Genomic DNA, 19296 nt, shown 5'->3' with positions numbered 1-19296 from the left:
TCACGATAACGGCGGCCGCACCCGCCCGATGTGGTCTCCGGGCGACCCGAACAGGTGTGCCGCGCCGTGCGCCCGCTTGAAATAGCGGTGCGCCGGATGCTCCCAGGTGATCGCGATCCCGCCGTGCAGCTGGATCATCTCGCCCGCCACCGTCGCCAGCGCCTCCGAGCAATGCACCTTCGCCACCGCGGCCAGCCTGCTCGACTCCGGAGCCGCGTAAGCCGCCGAACGCGCGGTCTCGACCAGGACGTGGAGATCCGCCATCCGATGCTTCAAGGCCTGGAATCCGCCGATCGGCCTGCCGAACTGGTGCCGTTGCTTGCTGTACTCCACAGTCAGCTCGAACGCCCGTGCCGCGGCCCCGGCCTGTTCGGCGGCCAGGACGGCGCACGCGACGTCCCGCAGCGCGACGAGGTCGACGGGGCCGAGCAGCCGCGCGGGAGCACGATCGAAAGTCACGCGGGCGAGCCGCCGCGTTTCGTCCATCGCCGGAGTCCGGACGCGGCGGGCATCGGAGACCTCGTACAGCGAGCCGCCGGCCACGACCAAGAGGATCTCGGCCTCGTCACCGTCGAGGACGTAGTGCGCCTCACCCTCCACGGTGGAGTCGACGACGCGGCAGGCGGGAACATCCCAGCCGCCCTCGGCACCGGTCCAGGCCACCGCGCCGACGACCCCTTCGGCGAGGCGGGGGAGCAGACGCTCGCAAGCTTCGTCGTTGCCCGTCGCCAGGACCGCGTGCACGGCGAGCACGGCCGAGCCGAGGAACGGGACGTCGGCGAGGACCCTTCCCAGTTCTTCGGCGACCACCTGCAGCTCCGTCGTCCCGGCGCCGAGCCCGCCGAACCGTTCGGGAACGGCCAACGCCGCCACACCGATCTGTTCGCACAGCTCCGGCCAGGGATCCGCTTCCCGGTCCAGCAGTTTCCGCACACTGTCCCGCAGCGCGTCCTGCTCGGCGGTGAACGTCATGACAGCACCCGCTCCCGGTGGAACCGCGGCGTGCCCCAGGCGCCGACCAGCGCGCGGACCCTGGTCAGCCGCAGGCCGAGCGCGTGTTCCGCGGTGTAGCCGATCGCGCCGTGCACCTGCAGCCCGGTCCGGGCGGCGAGGTGCGCGGCGTCGCCGCACGCCACCTTGGCCGCGGAGACGTCGCGCCGGTCCAGGGTGACGGCCGCGCCGAACAGCAGCGGTTCGGCCAGCGCCAGTCCGGTCGCGACATCGGCGAGCAGGTGTTTGACCGCCTGGTACCCGCCGATCTCGCGCCCGTACTGCTTGCGTTGGGTGGCATACGCGACCGACGTGTCGAGCAGCCAGCGTCCCGCGCCGAGGAGTTGCGCGGCGGTGGCCAGACAGCCCAGCTCGAAAGCGCGGTCCGCGTCGAGCGCCATGCCGAGATCGTCTCCGGTCACCGGCGGGAACAGCCGTCGTGAGCCGTCCACAGAGGACAGCAGTGAGCCGGGGGCGAACGCGCGCAGCCTGCCGTTCTCGACGGCGAGACGCGCGTCCGCGACGTCGGAATCCAAGGCATACGGCACGTGCGGCGCGTAGGCGACCGACGCCAGCGTCTCGCCGGACGCGACCGACGTCAGCAGCTCGTCGTCCAGCAAGGACGGCAGGACGGCCACGGTGTCGGTCCACGGCCCGGGCACGCAGTGATGACCCAGCCGTTCGAAGCCGACGGCCAGATCCACCGGTGTGGCGCCGAGCCCGTCGTACTTCTCGGGGACCGCCAGCGCGGTCACGCCGAGTTCCGCCAGCCGACGCCAGATCTTGAGCCCGGGGCCGGGATCGCCCGCCGCCCAGGACCGGTTCGCCGAGTCGGTGTCCACACCGGACAGAAGATCGTTCAGGCTGCCGGAAAACTGCTCCTGCTCACCGGAGAGTGTGAACCTCATCGAGCCCCCTTCGGCAGGCCGAGCAGGCGTTCGGCGACGATGGACCGCTGGATCTGGTCGGTCCCGCCGTAGATCGGTCCCGCCAGCGAGAACAGCCAGCCGTCGCTCCAGCTGCCCTGAAGTTCGGCGTCCGGTCCGAGGATGTCGAGCGCGGTCTCGTGCAGGGCGACGTCGAGGTGCGACCAGAACAGCTTGTTGACACTCGATTCCGGTCCGAGCTCGGCGCCGTCGGAAAGGCGGGTGACCGTGCCGAGGGTGTACAGCTGGTAGGCCCGCGCGCCGATCCACGCGTCGGCGACCCTGTCCGCGGTGTGCGCGGGGCGCCCGGCGTCGTGCCAGAGCGAGACCAGCCTGTCGGCCGCGGCGAGGAACCGGCCGGGACTGCGTAAGGACAGTCCGCGTTCGTTGTTCGCCGTCGTCATCGCGACCCGCCAGCCCTCGCCAGGTGAGCCGATCACGTCCTCGTCGGGGACGAAGACGTCGTCGAAGAAGATCTCGGCGAACCCCGGTTCGCCGTCCAGCTGAGGGATCGGCCGGACGGTGACGCCCTCGGACCGCAGGTCCACCATCAGATAGGTGAGACCCTTGTGCCGCACGGAGTCCGGATCACTGCGGAACAGGCCGAACGCCCGGTCGGCGAACGTCGCCCGTGAGCTCCACGTCTTCTGGCCGCTGACCCGCCAGCCGCCGTCGCAGCGGGTGGCGGTGCTCCGGAGCGCGGCGATGTCACTGCCCGCCTCGGGCTCCGACCAGGCCTGCGCCCAGACTTCTTCCGAACGCGCCATCTTCGGCAGGATGCGGCGCTGCTGCTCTTCCGTGCCATGGGAGAACAGCGTGGGCGCGAGCATGAAGATGCCGTTCTGGTTGACCCGCAACGGTGCTCCCGCCGCGTAGTACTCCTCCTCGAACAGCACCCACTCCAAGAGGCTCGCGTCCCGCCCGCCGAACTCGCGCGGCCACGAGACGACCGACCAGCGGGCGTCGGCCAACCGGGATTCCCAGACGCGGTGCTGCGCGAATCCTTCGGCGGTGTCGAACGATTTCAGCGGCTGGGCGGGGACATTCGCGGCGAGCCAAGTGCGGGCTTCGTCGCGGAAGGCGAGCGTGCGTTCGTCGAGATCGAGATCCATCACGAGGTCCTGTTCGCGTCTCGCATCGAGCGCGCGTCCTGCCCGCCCAGCGAGTCACCGCCGGAAACCTCGGCGTTGTGCGCGTGCGCGAAGTGGTGCAGCCCGAACACGGAGTCCATGCCGGACCGGAGGCCCATCAGGTCCTCGGCCTGGTTGACGGCCTTCTTGGCGAGCGCGAGTCCCATCCGCGGCATCACCGCGATCTTCTCCGCCAGCGCCATCGTCTCGGTTTCGAGGTCGGCGCGGGGCACGACGCGGTTCAGCATGCCCCATTCCTTGGCCTGCTGTGCCGTGAAGCGCTCGCCGGTGAACAGCACTTCCTTGGCCGCGCGCGGACCGAGGACCCAGGGGTGCGCGAAGTACTCGACTCCGGGAATCCCCATACGCACCACGGGATCGGCGAAGAACGCGTCATCGGAGGCGACGATCAGGTCGCACACCCACGCCAGCATCAGCGCGCCCGCGATGCACGCGCCCTGCACACTCGCGATGGTCGGTTTCGGGATCTCGCGCCACCGGCGGCACATGCCGAGGTAGACCTCCGACTCGCGGGCGAACCGCTGATCACCGCCCTCGGCGCCGACATGGTCCCACCACAGGACCGCCTTGCGCTCGAACGAGACGTCCACGTCGCGTTCCGGTGTCCCGATGTCGTGCCCGGCGGAGAAGTGCTTCCCCGCCCCGGCCAGCACGATCACCTTGACCTCGGGATCGTCGACGGCGCGGGTGAACGCCGCGTCGAGCGCGTAGGTCATCGCCGAGTTCTGCGCGTTCCGGTACTCCGGCCGGTTCATCGTGACGACGGCCACCGGCCCGTGTCGCTCGTACTCGACGGTCATCCGTTCTCCTCCCGCAACACGCGTTTCAACACCTTCCCCGACAGGTTTCGCGGAAGCTCCGCCACAAAGTCGACAAATCGAGGGGTCTTGTAGTTGGCCAACCGGCCTTCGCAGTGCGCCAAAACATCCTCTATGGACAGTCCGGCCCCGGGGCGGAGCCGGACGAAGGCCTTGCCGACCTCGCCGAGCCGCTCGTCCGGCACACCGACGACGGCGGCTTCCGCGACACCGTCCAGGCGGCTCAGCACCTGCTCGATCTCGGCCGGGTAGACGTTGAACCCGCCGCAGACGTACATGTCCTTGATCCGGTCGACGATCTTCAGATAACCGCGTTCGTTCAGCACACCGACATCGCCGGTGTGCAACCAGCCGTCGGCGTCGACGGCCTTCGCGGTGGCGTCCGGATCGTCGAGATAGCCGAGCATGACGTTGGGCCCGCGCAGCAGGACTTCGTCGTGCTCGCCGAGTTTCACCTCGAAGCCGGCCGTCGCGCGGCCCGAGAAGTTCGCCACTAGTCCGGTGTCGTCTTCGGGGCGGGACATCGTGGCCACCACGGCTTCGGTGAGTCCGTACGCGGTCAGCACGGTGTCGAAGTCCAGTTCCGTCCGCATCCGCTCGACGAGCGTGACCGGCACGGTGGCGGCGCCCGTGACGGCGAGCCGGAGGCTGGACAGGTCGTGATTCGCGCGTTCGGGCGCGTCCAGCAGCACCTGGTAGATCGTCGGCGCGCCGGGAAGCACCGTGACGCGCTCGGTTTCGACGATCCGCAGGGTTTCGCGGACGTCGAAGGTGCGCTGCGGCAACAGGGTCGCCCCTCGCAGCACCGCGGCGAGGATTCCCGCCTTGTAGCCGAAGCTGTGGAAGAACGGGTTGATCACGAGGTACCGGTCTTCCTCGGTCAACCCACCACAGTCCGCCCAGGCGTCGGCGACGCTCAGCGCCTGCCGGTGACTGCTCATCGCGCCCTTGCTGCGGCCGGTGGTCCCGGAGGTGAACAGGATGTCGCTGACGTCGTCCGCCTTGACAGGACTGGTGAAAGAGTCGTCGTACCCGGCCAGCGCGTCCCATTCCGTGACGCCGTCGACGGGTTCGCCGGGGCCTTCGACAGGGATGCGGACCACGGTGCCGGGGCGGGAGGAGCCGAGATCCGCCAGCCGGTCCGTGCCGAGGAACGTGCCGGTGATCGCCAGCGCGGAAACCTTCGCGCGCTCGAGGATGTCGATGGTTTCGCGGGCGGTGAAGCGGGTGTTGACCGGGATCAGCGTCGCTCCGGCGTACAGCGCGCCGAGTCCGGCGACGACCCAGTGCCAGGTGTTGGGGGAGCAGATCGCGACCCGCTCGTGGCCCTCGAAGAACCGCGCCGCCTGCCGCACCCGCCGCGCCAGTCCGGCGTAGGTGAGCCGGACTTCGCCGTCGACCAGCGCTTCCCGCCCGGCGAAGCGCTCCGCGGCCCTGTCGAGGGCCGCCGGGATGGTCCCCTCGGACATCGAGCCTCCCTAGCAAGTGCTTGGTAGGGTAGCCTACGCAGCAGGCTCTGGTTTGGCTAGAGGAGGCAGGCGTGGCTCAGGACGGTTTCCGTGACCGTGTGCGCACCTGGCTGGCGGAAAACCTGCCGCCGGAACTGCGCGGCTTGGGCGGTCCCGGCCGGGAACACGAGGCCTTCGGCGAACGCGTGGAGTGGGAGCGGCGGCTCGCCGCGGCGGGCTGGACCTGCGTCGGCTGGCCGGTCGAGCACGGCGGCCGGGGCGCGACCCTCGAACAGCAGGTCGTCTTCCACGAGGAGTACGCGCGAGCGGGCGCGCCGGCGAGGGTGAGTCATCTGGCACAGGAACTCCTCGGTCCCACCCTGATCGCTTTCGGCACACCGGAACAGCGGAAACGTTTCCTGCCCCCGATCGTGGCCGTCGACGAACTGTGGTGCCAGGGCTATTCCGAACCCGGCGCCGGGTCCGACCTCGCCGCGGTGTCGACCACGGCGACCCTCGAAGGCGACGAATGGGTGCTGAACGGCCAGAAAGTGTGGACGTCTCTCGCGCACGTGGCCGACTGGTGTTTCGTCCTCGCCCGCACCGAGCCCGGTTCGAAACGCCACAAAGGACTGTCCTATTTGCTCGTCCCGATGCGGCAGCCGGGGATCGAGGTCCGCCCGATCCAGCAGCTCACCGGGACTTCGGAGTTCAACGAAGTCTTCTTCGACGGGGCCCGCACGGCGAAAGACCTCGTCGTCGGTGAGCCCGGCGACGGCTGGCGCGTGGCGATGGGCACGCTCGCCTTCGAACGCGGCGTCGCGACGCTCGGACAGCAGGTCGGCTTCCGCCGGGAACTCGAAGAACTCACCAGGATCGCGCCGGACGACCCGGTGATCGCCGAACGGATCGACCGCGCCTGGGTCGGCCTGGAGGTCATGCGGGCGCAGGCGATCCGCACCCTCGGCGACTCGTCACCGGGCGTGGCCGAAGTGTCCAAGCTGGTCTGGGCGAACTGGCACCGCGACCTCGGCGAACTGGCGATGCTCGTCCGCGGCGCGCGGGGCATGCTCGCGGAAGACGGACTCGACGCCTGGCAACGGCTCTTCCTCTTCACCCGGGCCGACACGATCTATGGCGGCTCCAACGAAATCCAGCGCAACGTCATCGCCGAGCGGGTGCTCGGCCTGCCAAGGGAGGTGCGACCGTGATCCCGGTGCCGAAGTACCCCGAGGGGGCGAACCTCCTGCGGGACAAGGTGGTCGTGGTGACGGCGGCGGCCGGCACCGGGATCGGTTCCGCGGTGGCGCGACGCGCGCTGGAAGAGGGCGCCCGTGTCGTGATCAGCGACTGGCACGAGCGGCGCCTCGGCGAGAAGGCGGCCGAACTCGGCGACGTCCACGCGATTCCCTGTGACGTCACCCGGGAAGAACAAGTACAAGCGCTCATCGACGGAGCAGCCGCGCGCTATGGCCGTATCGACGTGCTCATCAACAACGCCGGGCTCGGCGGCACCAAGTCCATTGTGGACATGGCGGACGACGAATGGGCCCGGGTCGTCGACGTGACCCTCAACGGTACGTTCCGCGCGACGAGGGCCGCGGTGAACCGGTTCATCGCGCAGGGCGGCGGCGGGGCGATCGTCAACAACGCGTCCGTGATCGGGTGGCGCGCACAGGCCGGGCAGGCCCACTACGCGGCCGCGAAGGCGGGTGTCATGGCGCTCACCCGGTGCTCGGCCGTGGACGTCGCCGAACACGGCATCAGGGTCAACGCGGTCGCGCCGAGCCTGGCGATGCATCCGTTCCTGGCCAAGGTGACCAGCGAGGACCTGCTCGCCGAACTCACCGCGCGCGAGGTGTCGGGGAGGGCGGCGGAACCCTGGGAGGTGGCGAATGTGATGGTGTTCCTCGCCAGTGAGTACTCGTCGTACCTCACCGGCGAGGTCGTGTCCGTGAGTTCCCAGCATGCGTGAGGTAGCAATGAAAGCCAGTCCAGGGTCCCGCCGCGCCGAACTGCTCGCCCTGGCGGCGAAGCTGTTCGCCGAGCGCGGTTACGTCTCCACCACCGTGCGGGACATCGCGGACGCGGCGGGCATCCTTTCGGGCAGCCTTTACCACCATTTCGACTCGAAGGAGTCGATGGCCGACGAGATCCTCACCGGCTTCCTCGACGAACTCTTCGGCGCGTACGCCGAGATCGTCGCGGAAGGGAAAGGCCCTCGGGAAACGCTCGAAGCCGTCGTCGTGGCTTCGTTCGAATCCATTCACCGGCGGCCCGCCGAGGTGGCGATCTACCAGTCCGAGGCGAAGCACCTGATGCTGTTGCCGCGCTTCGGCTACCTCAACGACCGCAACACCGAGTTCCGCAAACTGTGGAACGGGATTCTCACCGACGGCATCGCGGCGGGCGTGTTCCGTGAGGACCTCGACGTCGAACTCACCTACCGGTTCATCCGTGACACCGTCTGGGTGGCGGTGCGCTGGTACAACCCCGGCGGCAGGCTGAGCGCGGACGACGTCGCGCAGCAGTACCTCGGGATCCTGCTGGACGGCATCGCGACGAAGACAAGGAAGCGCCGTGGCTGAAGCTTATGTACTGGACGCGGTCCGGACCCCTGTCGGCAAACGCGGGGGAGCGCTCAGCGGCGTCCATTCCGCAGACCTCGGCGCCCACGTCATCCAGGCCGTCGTCGAACGAGCGGGCGTCGACGCCGACCTGGTCGACGACGTCATCCTCGGCTGCTGCGACACGCTGGGGCCGCAGTCCGGGAACATCGCGCGCACCGCGTGGCTCGCGGCGGGGTTCGGTCACCAAGTGCCGGGCGTGACGGTCGACAGACAGTGCGGTTCGAGTCAGCAGGCCGTGCACTTCGCCGCGCAGGCGGTGTTGTCCGGGACGATGGACCTCGTGCTCGCCGGCGGCGTGCAGAACATGAGCGCCATCCCGATCAGCGCGGCGATGCTGGCCGGGCGTGAGTACGGCTTCGACGATCCGTTCTCCGGCTCGAAGGGCTGGCAAGAGCGGTACGGCAGTGTCGAGGTCTCGCAGTTCCGCAGCGCCGACATGATCGCCGAACACTGGGATCTGACCCGTGAGGCGATGGAGGAGTTCGCCTTCCGCAGTCATCAGCGGGCGATCGCGGCCATCGACGAAGGCCGGTTCGCCGCCGAGATCACACCGTTCGCCGGTGTCGCCTTGGACGAGGGGCCCAGGCGCGACACCAGCATGGAACGGATGGCCGGGCTGAAACCGCTGAGCGAGGGTTCGCGCATCACGGCGGCCGTGGCCAGCCAGATCTCGGACGGCGCCAGCGCGACGCTCATCGCGTCGGAGAAGTTCGTCGGGGAACACGGACTGACCCCGCGCGCCAGGATCCATCACCTTTCCGTGCGGGCGGCCGATCCGGTGTGGATGCTGACCGGGCCCATCCCGGCGACCGCGCACGCGCTGCGGAAGACCGGGCTGAGCATCGACGACATCGACCTGTTCGAGGTCAACGAGGCGTTCGCGAGCGTCGTCCTGGCGTGGATCGAGGAGACGGGCGCCGATCCGGACCGCGTCAACGTCAACGGCGGCGGGATCGCGCTCGGTCATCCCATCGGGGCGACCGGAACGAAACTGTTCGCGACCCTGCTGCACGAACTCGAGCGGCGAGGCGGGCGCTACGGGCTGCAGACGATGTGCGAAGGCGGCGGAACGGCGAACGTCACGATCATCGAGCGGCTCTGACGCTCCACACGGCGAGTGCCACTGCGCTGAACGTCGCGCCGAGCAGGCAGACGCCGGTCCAGCCCGCGACGGCGTAGACGGCGGTCGAGCCGATGGCGCCCAGGCCGCTGCCGACCGAGTAGAAAATCATGTACCCGCCGATCAGCCTGCTGCCGGCGTCCGGCCGGAGCGGGTAGATCAAGGTCTGGCTCGTGACGTGCACGGCCTGGACGGCGAGGTCGAACAGGATCGCGCCCGCCGCCAAGGCCCACAGCGACGCGCGGGTGAACCCCAGCGGCACCCACGACAGCAGGAGCAGTCCGAGCGCGAACCCGGTCGTCCACCGCGCCCGGCCGCGGTCGGCGAGCCGCCCGGCGGGCGCCGCCGCCAGCGCGCCCGCGGCCCCGGCCAGGCCGAACGCACCGATGGCGGTGTGTGACAGACCGTCCTCGGTGAGCGGCAAAGCGACCGAACTCCACAAGGTGCCGAACGCGGCGAAGATCAGCAGCGCGAGCGTGCCGCGCATCCGGAAGACGGGTTCCTCGGCAAAGAGGGACAACGTGGACCGCAGCAACCGCCCGTAGGTCATGGCCTTTCCTCCAGCTGTGGCGGGAAGGACGCGATACAGCACGATCGCGATCAGCACGGTCACGCCCGCGGACACGACGTACACCGCGCGCCAGCCGCCGAGGTCGGCCAGCGTGCCGGACACGGTGCGCGCGAGCAGGATCCCGAGGACGACGCCGGTCGTCACGAGACCGACCACGCGCCCGCGCTCGGCGGGATCGGCCAGCGACGCCGCGAAGGCGACCAGGAGTTGCGTGACCACCGCGAGCACGCCGATCGCCGCCATCCCGGCGAACAGCACCACGCCGTTCGCGGCGGTCGCGGCGACCAGTTCGGCGATCGCGAGCAGTGTCAGCTGGCCGACGACGAGCCGCCGCCGGTCGAGCAGGTCGCCGAGCGGGACCAGGAGGAACAGGCCAAGGCCGTAGCCGAGCTGTGTGAGCGTGACGATGCCGCCCACGGTCGACGCGGCGATGCCGAGATCGGCGCCCATCGTGACGAGCAACGGCTGGGCGAAGTAGATCGTGGCGACGGCCGTCCCGGCGGCCACGGCGAACAACAGGACGACACCGCGGTGCACAGACCCTCCAGATGGTTTCAACTTGCTACCACTCGGACGGTAGAGCACTCCGGTTGTAAGATGCAACCATGGTGAAGCGAACGACGTTCGACGAAGCTCCGTGCCCGGTGGCGCGCTCGGTCGACACGATCGGCGACTGGTGGTCACTCCTGATCGTGCGCGACGCCTTCGACGGCGTCCGCCGCTTCGGGGAGTTCCAGCGCAGCCTGGGCGTCGCGAAGAACATCCTGTCCGCCCGGCTGCGAGCGCTCGTCGGACACGGGGTGCTCGACATGGTCCCGGCGTCGGACGGGAGCACCTACAGCGAGTACGTCCTGACGCCGAAGGGGCGCGACCTGTTCCCGGTGATCGTCGCGCTGCGGCAATGGGGCGAGACGCACTTCTTCCCCGAGGGGGAGCCGCGGTCGGAACTGGTGGACCGCGAGGGCGGTCGTCCTTTACGCGGGCTCGAGGTCCGGGCCTCGGACGGGCGTGTCGTCGGGCCGGACGACACCGTGGTGGTGAAGCCGCCGTCCTCGTGAGTGGTGAACACGGTGCCCCTGCTGCTGATGTGAGGTGCGGGCTGCCGACCTGCACGAAGGCGACGATCCCAGCGGGTATCGGGACCGTCGATGAAGGAATCAGGACACTCAACGTCCCGATTCCTTCATCGACGCGAGGTGATCCCGGTTCCGGACCTTGATCAACGGAAGATCCGGGACGCTCAACGTCCCGAATCCTCCGTTGATCAAGGCTGTGCCACTCAAACCCGGCGACCGACACACGGCGGCACCAAGATCGGGTCAGGTCCAGTAGGTAAGCGAATACCGGTACGCCAGAACCGTCCCTGTCACTTATGAGGTCATGGATCAGGGCCCTCCCAGGTGAGTCAAGCCTGAAAGGGCCCCGACCGGATACGGGGACTCTGGAGGGCGGTACCGACGGAGCCCGAATCACTGTCGGTCCCGGTACCTTCCGGCGTCCCCAGGGGTGGCGGTGGGTGCGGTGGCCCGGCGACCCACCGCCACCTGAGGGGACCGCGGCCGCCGCGCGCGGCCCCGGTCCGTTCGCGATCCCGGGTCACCCGGCGGGAACGCGAGCCCAGGGCATCTTCTCCGGGGCGGGAACGGCCTCGGTCGGGGTGTCGGACAGGAAGTCCCGCTCGAACGGGGCCAGGATGTCCTCCCCGATCGGCGTCGCCGCGAGCGACGGCTCGGCGAGAGCGGGCACGGGAACGGGCGCGGGGAACACCGGCTCGGGCACCGGCAGCCGCCGGTCGAGTTCGGCGGTCCAGTGGATCATCGCCTTCGGCCGGTCCCAGCCCGCCGCGCCGATGAGCCTGCCGTCGCGGACGAAACCGGTGACCCCGTCGGAGAGTTCGATCGTGTCCTTGCCCAGCGACGGCATCCCGGCGGTCTGCAACCGTGCGTCGTACAGGGACGACCAGGCGCGGGGGAGCGGCGTGTACGGCCGCGCGTTGCCCCGGCCCAGCATCAGGCTTTCCGCCGCCGCGCGCCCGGATTCGACGCCGTTCATCCAGTGCTCGACCCGACGCGGGATCTCGTCGATTCGCAGGTTCGGCCATTTCGCGACGTCGCCGGCGACCACGACGTCCTCCGCCCCGGTGGCGAACAGGGTCGATTCGCACAGGACACCGTCGTCGATGGTCAGCTCCGAACCACGCAGCCAGTCCACGGCCGGCACGCTGCCGATCGAGAGCACCACGCAGCTGGCCACCAGGAACTGGTTGTTGGTCAGGTGCAGCCCGACCGTCTCCTTGGTGCTGATCCAGTTCCGCACCTCGGTGTTCATCGCCAGTTTGGCGCGATGGTGCTGATGTTCCTTGGTGAGCGCCGACGCGATCCGCTCCCCGAAGCGGTGCAAAGGCGCCTTCGCGTGGCCGATGAGCGTGACGTCCCGGCCCATGTACCGCATCGACGCGGCGAACTCGTTCCCGATCAGGCCGCTGCCGATCACCACGACGGACTTGTTGCTGTTCCCCAAAGCCCGCCGGACGGCCAGTGAATCCTCCACGGTGCGCAGCACACGGACCCGGGGGTCGTGGCGCGGCGATCCCGGGAGATGCCGTGGGTACACGCCGGTCGCGATGATCAACCCGTCGTACCAAAGGGATTCCCCGCCCGGCAGGTGCACCGTGCGCTCCTTGGTGTCGAGCCGGGTCGCGCGGGTGCCGAGCCGCCAGTGGACGTCCAGGTCGAGATACGGTTCCAGGCTCGCGGCCACCGGTTTCACCCCGCCGGTGATGAGTTCCTTCGACACCATCGGCCGGTGGTACGGCTTCCGCGGCTCGTCGCCGACCAGCACGATCTCGCCGTCGAAACCGAGTTCCCGCAACCGTTCCGCGGAGCGGAGCCCGGCGACGCCCGCGCCGACGATGACGATCCGATCTCCGTCACTCATCGTCGTACGCTCCTTCTCCCTTGACTCTGATGGCTTGTTTCGGGCAGAGCCGGGCGGCGGAGATGGCCTGGTCCAACCCGTCCCGGTCGACCATCCGGCGGATGCGGAGCTTGCCGTCCGGTCCGATCTTGAAGGTGGACGGCGCCTCCATCTCGCAGAAGCCGAAGATCTCGCACCGCTCGTTGTCGACGCTGACACGAGTGCCGCGCCGTATGCTTCCGAAGATCATTTTTCGTTTCTCCAAGTCGTTCGGCGGCCGTCAGACCAGTTCTTCGACCAGGCCCAGCCGTTCCAGGTACCGGGTCGGCGTGAACCGCAGCGTGGTCAGCAGCACCACGGGGACCAGCAGCGTGATCCCGCCGAACCACAGCAGGCCGAGATGCCCGTTGGCCATGGCACCGAAGAACGAATGCAGCGCGGTGATCGCGACCGCCGGATAGGCGAGCCGGTGGATCCACAGAAAGCGCCGGTAGGAGCTGAACCGGCTGATGCCGCCGGTCAGCGCGACGGCGATCATGACCTCGAGCCCGATCACGCCGAGTTCGTGCCGTGCCAGTGTGCCCGGCAGGAGCGGGATCGAGATCTGCGCCAGGGTGAAACCGTCGGGCAGGAACAGGAACGACATCGCGTGCACGACACCGAACGACAGCGTCAGGATGCCGAGCACCATATGGGAGTTGCGCAGTGCCTTCCGCCCGGTCAGCGACTTGATCCAGCCGGTCGCGGTGAACACGCCCCAGCACAGGGTGAGGCACATGAAGCCGTACGAGATCCGGGCGGAGGTCTGCGCCATGCCCTTGATACCGGGGTCGGTGTCCGATTTCTGGGTCAGCACGATCACCGCCTCGGACCACTGGTCATACATTGATCTCTCCTGGGGCACTGGGAACCTGATCCGGTTCGGCGGCGGCCGCGCGTTCGCGGGTCCGGGTGTTCTTGGTGCGCAGGGTCCGGACGGCGAAGAACAGTCCGCCGCCGAGCACCACCGCGAGCAGCAGGCCGAGGGCGAGGTCGCCGAAGCCGACGTCCATCGCGGCGTTGGCCGCATTCGACTGCGGCACCGGGGCTTCCGGCATCAGCGACTGGTCGACGACGCCGGTGCTCTCCAGCAGCGTCATATGCCGCAGCACCGCTTGGTTCGCCGTGGTGGCGTAGTCGCGGACGACGTCGTTGCGGGTACCGGCCCTGACCTGCGCGATGATGGGGAACAGCACACCGTGCGCGTACCGGAGCCGGTTGGCGAAGATCCGGTCGAACTCGCTGTCGTCGCGGGCGGCCTTCATCTCGCCGAGCCACGCGGACTGCTGATCCGACGGCTCGGACGGCAGGGCGATGCCGAACCGGTCGGCGATGGTGTGCGTCGCGGTGTCGAGCCTGCCGTGATCGATCATCAACGTCCGGCCGACTTCGCGGGTCCGCTTGCTCTTCCCGCGTTCCTGCGCCCACATCCCGGCGGGCATTTCCCACAGCCCGGCCAGTTTGACGTTGACGATCAGGTTCTTGTCCGCCGCGGAGAGTTCTTGGGCGTGCGCGTCGCCGACAGGGCCGAAAAGGCTCACCACGGCCGTCGTCAGCAGGACGAGCACCACGCGGGAGAACACACCGAGGGCGTCAGATGCCGAGGTCATCGGCCTGCCAGGTGTCCGCGGTGAGCAGCACTTTCGTCCCGTCCGGTTTGGCGGGGAACCATGCGTCGTCGACGCCTTGCCCGCCGGTGTTGCCGGGCATCGCGTCCTTCACATTGCGGTAGAGCGGCCATCCCGCGAGCGTGACCTGCTCGGTGCCGTCATCCCTGGTCACGGTGCCGACCAGGGCGCGATCGATCCCGGTCACCACGAGGTCGGCGCCCGCCTTGGCGGGAATCCAGGTCCGCGAACAGGTTTCGGCGCAATTCGACTTGGGTGGGTTGACCGTGTCCTTGTCGTAGCGATAAAGCGTGAAGCCTCCTGTGTCGGTGACGATCGGCCCGAGGTCGAACAGGATCGCCGCGGTGACACCGGGGGCCGGTTCGGCCGCGGGGTCGGGCATTCCCGGGATCCCCGCCGCGCCGGCGGTGGAAGCCGCGCCCGGAGAGCCGTTCGGTCCCGCGGTACCGGTGGTGCAGGCCGCGGTCAGCGCGACCGCGGCCAAGGTGAGGGTCAGAGGTATGACCGAGCGTGACAAGGGGTTCACGGAAATCCTCCTGTCGGGGCAGAGGAGAACGCCATCACCGCGGGGAGATGGTGTGCGGGCAGATTTAATTCCACTGTGGACAGTCATGATCCACAGTGGATTCGGCGGTGCGGGGGGACAGCGCCGGGTCGGGGTCTTCGGTAGGGGATACGGTCACGAGTGGGAAACGGTTCAAAAAATTTTCCCGCGCTCGGAGAACCGGGCCGGAGCGGTTTTGGTACTGGACTTATCGCCCCTGATCCCACAAGGATGTGCCGCGTGGGACGCCACTCTCGGATACTGCAGCCAATGGTCGATCATGAACCCGCGTCGAACGGGCATGACGACCTCATCAGGGCGTTGTACCAGGAGTTCGGATCGAGCCTGATGGCGTTCGTGCTGAAGCTGACCGGTCACGATCGTCAGTGGGCCGAGGACGTGGTCCAGGAGACGCTGATCAAGGCGTGGCGCAACGCCGGCAAACTCGACCGGCAGCCGGAAATGCTGCGCGCCTGGCTGTTCACCGTGGCCAGGCGCATCGTCATCGACGGCTGGCGGAGCCGGAGCGCCCGCCCTCAAGAGGTGGAGGAACTGGAGTCGGATTCGATCGGAGTGCCGGACGAATCGGAGAAGACGCTCGCGGCCATGATCGTTTACGAGGCCCTGCGCGATCTTTCCCCGGAACAACGTGAAGCCGTCCAGCAGACCTACCTGCGTGACCGCACCGTGAACGAGGTCGCGGCGACGCTCGGGGTTCCGCCGGGTACGGTGAAATCGCGGATCCACCACGCTGTGCGCGCGTTGCGCAGGGCGCTGCAGGAGCGGGGGTGAGCGAGATGTCCGGAGCTGTCCACACGGATATCGCCGCCTACGTGCTGGGCGTCCTCGGCGAGGAGGATCACGCCAGGTTCGAGGCGCATCTGCTGGAGTGCCCCGAATGCCAGGTCGAACTGGTGGAGATGTACCACCTGCCCGACATCCTGGACATGGTCAAGAAGAGCTGGCCGGACCCGCCCGTGAAGGGGCCGGGGCCGCGGGTGCTGCGGATGCTGCTCGCGGACGCCGCCAAGGCGGATCGTCGTCGCAAGGTCATCCGGCTCGCGACGGCCGCCGCTGTCCTCGTGCTCGTCGTCGGCGGACCGCTCGCCGTTCTTTCGCTCACCGACCGTGAACCGGTCATCACGCAAGCCGCGCCCACTGTCGTCACGTCGGTGGTGCCGTCTCCGACGCCGTCCCGGGAACGCGAGGCGGGCCCGGACGGCGGCGCCGCCCCGTTCGGCTGGTCCGAGGCCGGCAACGCGGTCGCCGCCGAGGTCACGGTGCAGGAGAAGGAATGGGGCAGTGCCGTCGAACTCGAACTGCGCGGCCTCATCGGGCCGATGATCTGCCAGCTTTTCGCCTACTCCCACGGCGGAGAGGCCTACGTCGTCAACAACTGGAGCGTGCCGTCCAAGGGTTACGGCGTTCCCGGTTCCCCGGATCCACTCGTCATCACCGGTTCGACGGCATTGCAGAAGGCCGACATCGAACGCTTCGAGGTCCACAAGCAGGACGGCACCGTGCTGGCCGTCGTACGCCGCTAGTTTTATAACGGGAAGATAACGGCCGGATCGCGTTTTGAACCGCTCCCTCGTCGGAGCCGTATCTCCTGTTAGCCGGATCCGGATCGGCGGGCGAACAGAAGATTCGCCGCGAAATTCGACAAATGCGTGGCTCATGCCCGGGCGCGAGTGATCGGCGTGCCCGGAAACGAATGAGGTGAGCAGTCAATGGCACGAAATCAAGGGCGCCATCGGATCGCCCGCAGGACCAAGATCGCGACCGCGTTGCTGGGTTTGTCGATCGCGGTCGGCGGACTGGTGGTGTCCACCACGACCGGCGACCCCGGCCGCGCCGCCGCGGACGAGGTGGACAAGTCGCAGTTCGTGGACATCACCAAGGTCCGACCGAATGTCGACAAACCGAGACCGGGCCGGAACGCGTCCACGGGTTCGTTCACCGTCGACTGCGGCAGGAACGAGAACGGGCATTTCAATCCCGACAACTTCATCGCGCAGCCGGGTGTGCGCAACGGCGCCCAGCATCTGCACGATTACGTAGGAAACCTTTCCACGAACGCGGATTCGGACAACGGCAGCCTGCTGGGCGCAGGCACCACCTGTGAGAACGGTGACGAATCGGCGTACTTCTGGCCGGTGGTGCGGATCGACACCGGAAAAGAAGGCGGACGACAGCAGGGCGACCGGAAGCGCGGCCGGGACCAGGCCGGACTCGACGAACCGAACGCGAAAAACGAACTCGCCGGCAATGACGGTGAGATCCAGCGGCCCGCGGTCGTCGACATCACCTTCAAGGGCAACGCCCGGGAGCAGGTGAAGGAGATGCCGAAGTTCCTCCGGATCCTTTACGGTGACGCGAAGGTCACCACGAACGGCCCCGCCGACGCGCGGGAGAGCTGGACCTGTACCGGCTTCGAGGACAGGCTCATCAAGCAGTACCCGATCTGTCCCGAGGGCAGCGACGTCAAGCGCGTGCACACGTTCCCGAGCTGCCTCGACGGTGACAACATCGACAGCGAGAACCACCGGGACCACATCAAGTACCCCGACGAGAACGGCGCGTGCGCGAAGGGCCTGACCGCCGTCCCGGAGCTCACCATCTCACTGACCTACGAGATCCCGCGGCAGATCCAGGCCGACGGGCAGTACAAAGTGGACTCGTTCCCCGAGGAGAACCACAACCCCTTTTCCGACCACGACGATTTCGCGAACGTCATGCCGGGCCGGATCATGGGCCGCCTCGTCGACTGCGTCAACGAGGGCCGCAAGTGTCGCGAATGAATCCCTGAACGGCCGTACCCACCTCGTGAGTGGTGAGGACGGTTCTAACCATCCTTACCACTCACGAGTTCACAGGAAGGAGAAACTCCGGCCCGGCGGGGCCCCCTACACCTCCCCCACCCGCCGGGCCGGCCCTACCCGGAAACGGATCGACACAACTGAAGAACGCTCCGCAAGCGTTCCCCCGCCCTGCCGGTGGCTTCCCGAGGGAGGCTCGCCGGCTGGGCTCTTTCGGTAGGTTGGCGGCATGGGTGAGCAGAAGGACCGCATGCTGCGCGGCGAGCTGTACCGGGACAACGACCCTGAACTGGTCGCGGACCGCAGGCGGGCTCAGGCGCTCGTCGACCGGTTCAACGGCACGGGCGCCGAGGAGACCGGCGAGCGGGACACGATTCTGCGCGAACTGCTGGGAAAACTCGGCGAGGGTTCCTGGATCATGCCGCGGTTCCAGTGCGACTACGGCTACCTGATCGAGATCGGCGCCAACAGTTTCCTCAACTACGACGCCATCCTGCTCGACTGCGCGCCGATCAAGATCGGCTCGGACTGCTCGATCGGCCCGCGCTGCCAGCTGCTGACGGCATTGCATCCCATGGAGGATCACGAACTGCGGCGGCAGCGCTGGGAATCGGCCGCGCCGATCACCATCGGGAACAACGTCTGGTTCGGCGGCGGCGTCATCGTGTGCGCCGGGGTGACCATCGGGGACGACACGGTGGTGGGCGCGGGCAGTGTCGTCACGCGTGACCTGCCGTCGAAGGTGTTCGCCGCGGGCAACCCGGCCCGCGTCATCCGGGAGCTCTGAGGCGCCTCGCCGGACTACCGCGCGATCGGCATCGCCGGCCCGCGCAACCGGATCGACAAGCTGGTCGGGAAGCTGTCCCTGATGCCCTGACTCAGCCTTCGAGCAGGCCGCGCAGCGCTTCGGTGAACTGGGCGGGGTTCCGCTGCGGCGCCAGATGCGCGCCGGGCACCTCCGTGAACGGCAACCCCAGTTCCAGCGCGAGGACCTTCGCGGGCTGGTAGTGGTAGTGCCCCCGGCTGCCGACGCCCGCGACGGGGACGATCTCGGTCCTGCTCCGCCGCAGTGCCCGCAGATCGGGAAGGTAATCGAGGATCTCGGCCAGTTCGCGGCCGAACAGCCGCTTCCAGTCCTCCTCGTTCGGCAGCCGGATCGCACGCAGTTCGGGCAGCGCGGCGCCGGCGATCCCGTCGGTGAACCGCTTGAACGCCCCCATCAGGTCGCCCGCCTGCGCGAGCCGGACCTGCGCGTTGGCTTCGTCGAGCCAGCCGAGCGCGTCGGGCAGCAGCTGGATGGCGGGAGGTTCGTGCGCGACCAGCACCGTCGCCGCGTCCGGGTAGCGGGCGACGAGGTCGAGACCGATCATGGCGCCCGCGCTGGTCCCGAACACGCTCGCGGGCCCGCCGCCGACGTGCTGGAGCACCGCGTGGGCGTCGTCGGCCTGCTTCGGCACGCTGACCGGGCCGGTGCTGGTGTCCGTGCTGCGGAAGTGGCCGCGCCGGTCGTAGGTGACGACGGTGTAGTCGTCCGCGAGCAGCTTCGTCATCGCCCGGAAGGTGTCGGCGGAACCCAGCCCTCCCGCGATCAGGAGCAGAAGCGGCCCTTCGCCGGTGCTGCGGACGTACAGCTCACCGTCCTCGACCGGACAACGACTCTCCGAGATCATGGCCGAAGTCAAGCACAGCGCGCCCG

General features: G+C 68.5%; 21 protein-coding genes. 9 read left to right on the top strand and 12 right to left on the bottom strand.

Annotation, left to right across the window (positions count from 1 at the left end; translation table 11 throughout):
* Genes H074_RS29105 through H074_RS29085 form a run of 5 tightly spaced genes read right to left on the bottom strand, consistent with a single transcriptional unit; the run spans position 1 to position 5354 of the window.
* Entirely contained in the window at positions 1-972 is a 972-nt protein-coding gene (locus H074_RS29105; protein WP_007033656.1) for an acyl-CoA dehydrogenase family protein, read from the bottom strand.
* Positions 969-1898, bottom strand: a complete 930-nt coding sequence (locus tag H074_RS29100) for an acyl-CoA dehydrogenase family protein (RefSeq protein WP_007033655.1) — start codon at positions 1896-1898, stop codon at positions 969-971. Before H074_RS29100 ends, H074_RS29105 begins: the two co-directional genes overlap by 4 nt.
* Positions 1895-3028: an acyl-CoA dehydrogenase family protein gene (locus tag H074_RS29095; protein ID WP_007033654.1), complete on the bottom strand. Its 1134-nt coding sequence runs from the start codon at positions 3026-3028 to the stop codon at positions 1895-1897. The genes H074_RS29100 and H074_RS29095 overlap by 4 nt, the downstream gene beginning before the upstream one ends.
* Positions 3028-3867: an enoyl-CoA hydratase gene (locus H074_RS29090; RefSeq protein ID WP_007033653.1), complete on the bottom strand. Its 840-nt coding sequence runs from the start codon at positions 3865-3867 to the stop codon at positions 3028-3030. Before H074_RS29090 ends, H074_RS29095 begins: the two co-directional genes overlap by 1 nt.
* Positions 3864-5354, bottom strand: coding sequence for a FadD3 family acyl-CoA ligase (locus H074_RS29085; RefSeq protein WP_007033652.1), 1491 nt, complete (start codon positions 5352-5354; stop codon positions 3864-3866). Before H074_RS29085 ends, H074_RS29090 begins: the two co-directional genes overlap by 4 nt.
* A gap of 71 nt (positions 5355-5425) precedes the next feature.
* Between H074_RS29085 and H074_RS29080 the strand changes: the two genes are divergently transcribed.
* Genes H074_RS29080 through H074_RS29065 form a run of 4 tightly spaced genes read left to right on the top strand, consistent with a single transcriptional unit; the run spans position 5426 to position 9065 of the window.
* On the top strand, positions 5426-6544 hold the full coding sequence (locus H074_RS29080) for an acyl-CoA dehydrogenase family protein (protein ID WP_007033651.1): 1119 nt from the start codon (positions 5426-5428) through the stop codon (positions 6542-6544).
* Entirely contained in the window at positions 6541-7308 is a 768-nt protein-coding gene (locus tag H074_RS29075) for an SDR family oxidoreductase (RefSeq protein WP_007033650.1), read from the top strand. Before H074_RS29080 ends, H074_RS29075 begins: the two co-directional genes overlap by 4 nt.
* A gap of 7 nt (positions 7309-7315) precedes the next feature.
* On the top strand, positions 7316-7921 hold the full coding sequence (locus H074_RS29070; RefSeq protein ID WP_007033649.1) for a TetR/AcrR family transcriptional regulator: 606 nt from the start codon (positions 7316-7318) through the stop codon (positions 7919-7921).
* Complete coding sequence (locus tag H074_RS29065) at positions 7914-9065, top strand: acetyl-CoA C-acetyltransferase (RefSeq protein ID WP_007033648.1); 1152 nt, start codon at positions 7914-7916, stop codon at positions 9063-9065. Before H074_RS29070 ends, H074_RS29065 begins: the two co-directional genes overlap by 8 nt.
* Here H074_RS29065 and H074_RS29060 read toward each other — a convergent pair.
* Positions 9049-10191, bottom strand: a complete 1143-nt coding sequence (locus H074_RS29060; protein WP_007033647.1) for an MFS transporter — start codon at positions 10189-10191, stop codon at positions 9049-9051. The two genes, H074_RS29065 and H074_RS29060, sit on opposite strands and share 17 nt — an antisense overlap.
* Positions 10192-10259: 68 nt before the next feature.
* Here H074_RS29060 and H074_RS29055 point away from each other — a divergent pair, with 68 nt between their 5' ends.
* Entirely contained in the window at positions 10260-10712 is a 453-nt protein-coding gene (locus tag H074_RS29055) for a winged helix-turn-helix transcriptional regulator (protein ID WP_007033646.1), read from the top strand.
* Between the two features lie 538 nt (positions 10713-11250).
* Here H074_RS29055 and H074_RS29050 read toward each other — a convergent pair.
* The 5 genes from H074_RS29050 to H074_RS29030 are packed head-to-tail and all read right to left on the bottom strand — an operon-like array spanning position 11251 to position 14763.
* A complete protein-coding gene (locus H074_RS29050) occupies positions 11251-12591 on the bottom strand; it encodes an NAD(P)/FAD-dependent oxidoreductase (protein ID WP_007033645.1) in 1341 nt (446 codons plus the stop codon).
* Positions 12584-12820, bottom strand: coding sequence for a ferredoxin (locus H074_RS29045; RefSeq protein WP_007033644.1), 237 nt, complete (start codon positions 12818-12820; stop codon positions 12584-12586). The genes H074_RS29050 and H074_RS29045 overlap by 8 nt, the downstream gene beginning before the upstream one ends.
* Positions 12821-12850: 30 nt before the next feature.
* Positions 12851-13456: a ferric reductase-like transmembrane domain-containing protein gene (locus H074_RS29040; RefSeq protein WP_007033643.1), complete on the bottom strand. Its 606-nt coding sequence runs from the start codon at positions 13454-13456 to the stop codon at positions 12851-12853.
* Complete coding sequence (locus H074_RS29035; protein WP_039923604.1) at positions 13449-14219, bottom strand: DUF4142 domain-containing protein; 771 nt, start codon at positions 14217-14219, stop codon at positions 13449-13451. The genes H074_RS29040 and H074_RS29035 overlap by 8 nt, the downstream gene beginning before the upstream one ends.
* Positions 14203-14763 carry a hypothetical protein gene (locus tag H074_RS29030; protein WP_007033641.1) on the bottom strand — a complete coding sequence of 187 codons (561 nt, stop codon included), beginning with the start codon at positions 14761-14763 and terminating at the stop codon, positions 14203-14205. Before H074_RS29030 ends, H074_RS29035 begins: the two co-directional genes overlap by 17 nt.
* Before the next feature lie 288 nt (positions 14764-15051).
* Between H074_RS29030 and H074_RS29025 the strand changes: the two genes are divergently transcribed.
* The 4 genes from H074_RS29025 to H074_RS29010 all read left to right on the top strand — a co-directional run bounded on the left by H074_RS29025 (position 15052) and on the right by H074_RS29010 (position 18387).
* Positions 15052-15573 carry a sigma-70 family RNA polymerase sigma factor gene (locus H074_RS29025; protein WP_007033640.1) on the top strand — a complete coding sequence of 174 codons (522 nt, stop codon included), beginning with the start codon at positions 15052-15054 and terminating at the stop codon, positions 15571-15573.
* Between the two features lie 5 nt (positions 15574-15578).
* On the top strand, positions 15579-16325 hold the full coding sequence (locus tag H074_RS29020; protein ID WP_235096907.1) for an anti-sigma factor family protein: 747 nt from the start codon (positions 15579-15581) through the stop codon (positions 16323-16325).
* Positions 16326-16511: 186 nt separating this feature from the next.
* Positions 16512-17582 carry a DUF1996 domain-containing protein gene (locus H074_RS29015; protein ID WP_007033638.1) on the top strand — a complete coding sequence of 357 codons (1071 nt, stop codon included), beginning with the start codon at positions 16512-16514 and terminating at the stop codon, positions 17580-17582.
* 247 nt (positions 17583-17829) lie between these two features.
* Positions 17830-18387: a sugar O-acetyltransferase gene (locus tag H074_RS29010; RefSeq protein ID WP_007033637.1), complete on the top strand. Its 558-nt coding sequence runs from the start codon at positions 17830-17832 to the stop codon at positions 18385-18387.
* Between the two features lie 91 nt (positions 18388-18478).
* On the opposite strand, the gene H074_RS29005 is transcribed toward H074_RS29010, so the two are convergent.
* Positions 18479-19270: an alpha/beta fold hydrolase gene (locus H074_RS29005; protein WP_007033636.1), complete on the bottom strand. Its 792-nt coding sequence runs from the start codon at positions 19268-19270 to the stop codon at positions 18479-18481.
* Positions 19271-19296: the final 26 nt, after the last annotated feature.

Origin of the sequence: Amycolatopsis decaplanina DSM 44594 (assembly GCF_000342005.1) — a bacterium.
Classification (GTDB): Bacteria; Actinomycetota; Actinomycetes; order Mycobacteriales; family Pseudonocardiaceae; genus Amycolatopsis; species Amycolatopsis decaplanina.
The sequence above is the reverse complement of the archived record's forward strand: the minus strand, read 5'-3'. Positions and strand labels throughout refer to the sequence as shown.

What these genes read in the sequence shown, in the direction of transcription:
- H074_RS29105 (WP_007033656.1), bottom strand. Translation starts at nt 972, where the DNA reads ATGACGTTCACCGCCGAGCAGGACGCGCTGCGGGACAGTGTGCGGAAA.
- H074_RS29100 (WP_007033655.1), bottom strand. Translation starts at nt 1,898, where the DNA reads ATGAGGTTCACACTCTCCGGTGAGCAGGAGCAGTTTTCCGGCAGCCTG.
- H074_RS29095 (WP_007033654.1), bottom strand. Translation starts at nt 3,028, where the DNA reads ATGGATCTCGATCTCGACGAACGCACGCTCGCCTTCCGCGACGAAGCC.
- H074_RS29090 (WP_007033653.1), bottom strand. Translation starts at nt 3,867, where the DNA reads ATGACCGTCGAGTACGAGCGACACGGGCCGGTGGCCGTCGTCACGATG.
- H074_RS29085 (WP_007033652.1), bottom strand. Translation starts at nt 5,354, where the DNA reads ATGTCCGAGGGGACCATCCCGGCGGCCCTCGACAGGGCCGCGGAGCGC.
- H074_RS29070 (WP_007033649.1), top strand. Translation starts at nt 7,316, where the DNA reads ATGAAAGCCAGTCCAGGGTCCCGCCGCGCCGAACTGCTCGCCCTGGCG.
- H074_RS29055 (WP_007033646.1), top strand. Translation starts at nt 10,260, where the DNA reads ATGGTGAAGCGAACGACGTTCGACGAAGCTCCGTGCCCGGTGGCGCGC.
- H074_RS29050 (WP_007033645.1), bottom strand. Translation starts at nt 12,591, where the DNA reads ATGAGTGACGGAGATCGGATCGTCATCGTCGGCGCGGGCGTCGCCGGG.
- H074_RS29045 (WP_007033644.1), bottom strand. Translation starts at nt 12,820, where the DNA reads ATGATCTTCGGAAGCATACGGCGCGGCACTCGTGTCAGCGTCGACAAC.
- H074_RS29040 (WP_007033643.1), bottom strand. Translation starts at nt 13,456, where the DNA reads ATGTATGACCAGTGGTCCGAGGCGGTGATCGTGCTGACCCAGAAATCG.
- H074_RS29035 (WP_039923604.1), bottom strand. Translation starts at nt 14,219, where the DNA reads ATGACCTCGGCATCTGACGCCCTCGGTGTGTTCTCCCGCGTGGTGCTC.
- H074_RS29025 (WP_007033640.1), top strand. Translation starts at nt 15,052, where the DNA reads ATGGTCGATCATGAACCCGCGTCGAACGGGCATGACGACCTCATCAGG.
- H074_RS29020 (WP_235096907.1), top strand. Translation starts at nt 15,579, where the DNA reads ATGTCCGGAGCTGTCCACACGGATATCGCCGCCTACGTGCTGGGCGTC.
- H074_RS29015 (WP_007033638.1), top strand. Translation starts at nt 16,512, where the DNA reads ATGGCACGAAATCAAGGGCGCCATCGGATCGCCCGCAGGACCAAGATC.
- H074_RS29010 (WP_007033637.1), top strand. Translation starts at nt 17,830, where the DNA reads ATGGGTGAGCAGAAGGACCGCATGCTGCGCGGCGAGCTGTACCGGGAC.
- H074_RS29005 (WP_007033636.1), bottom strand. Translation starts at nt 19,270, where the DNA reads ATGATCTCGGAGAGTCGTTGTCCGGTCGAGGACGGTGAGCTGTACGTC.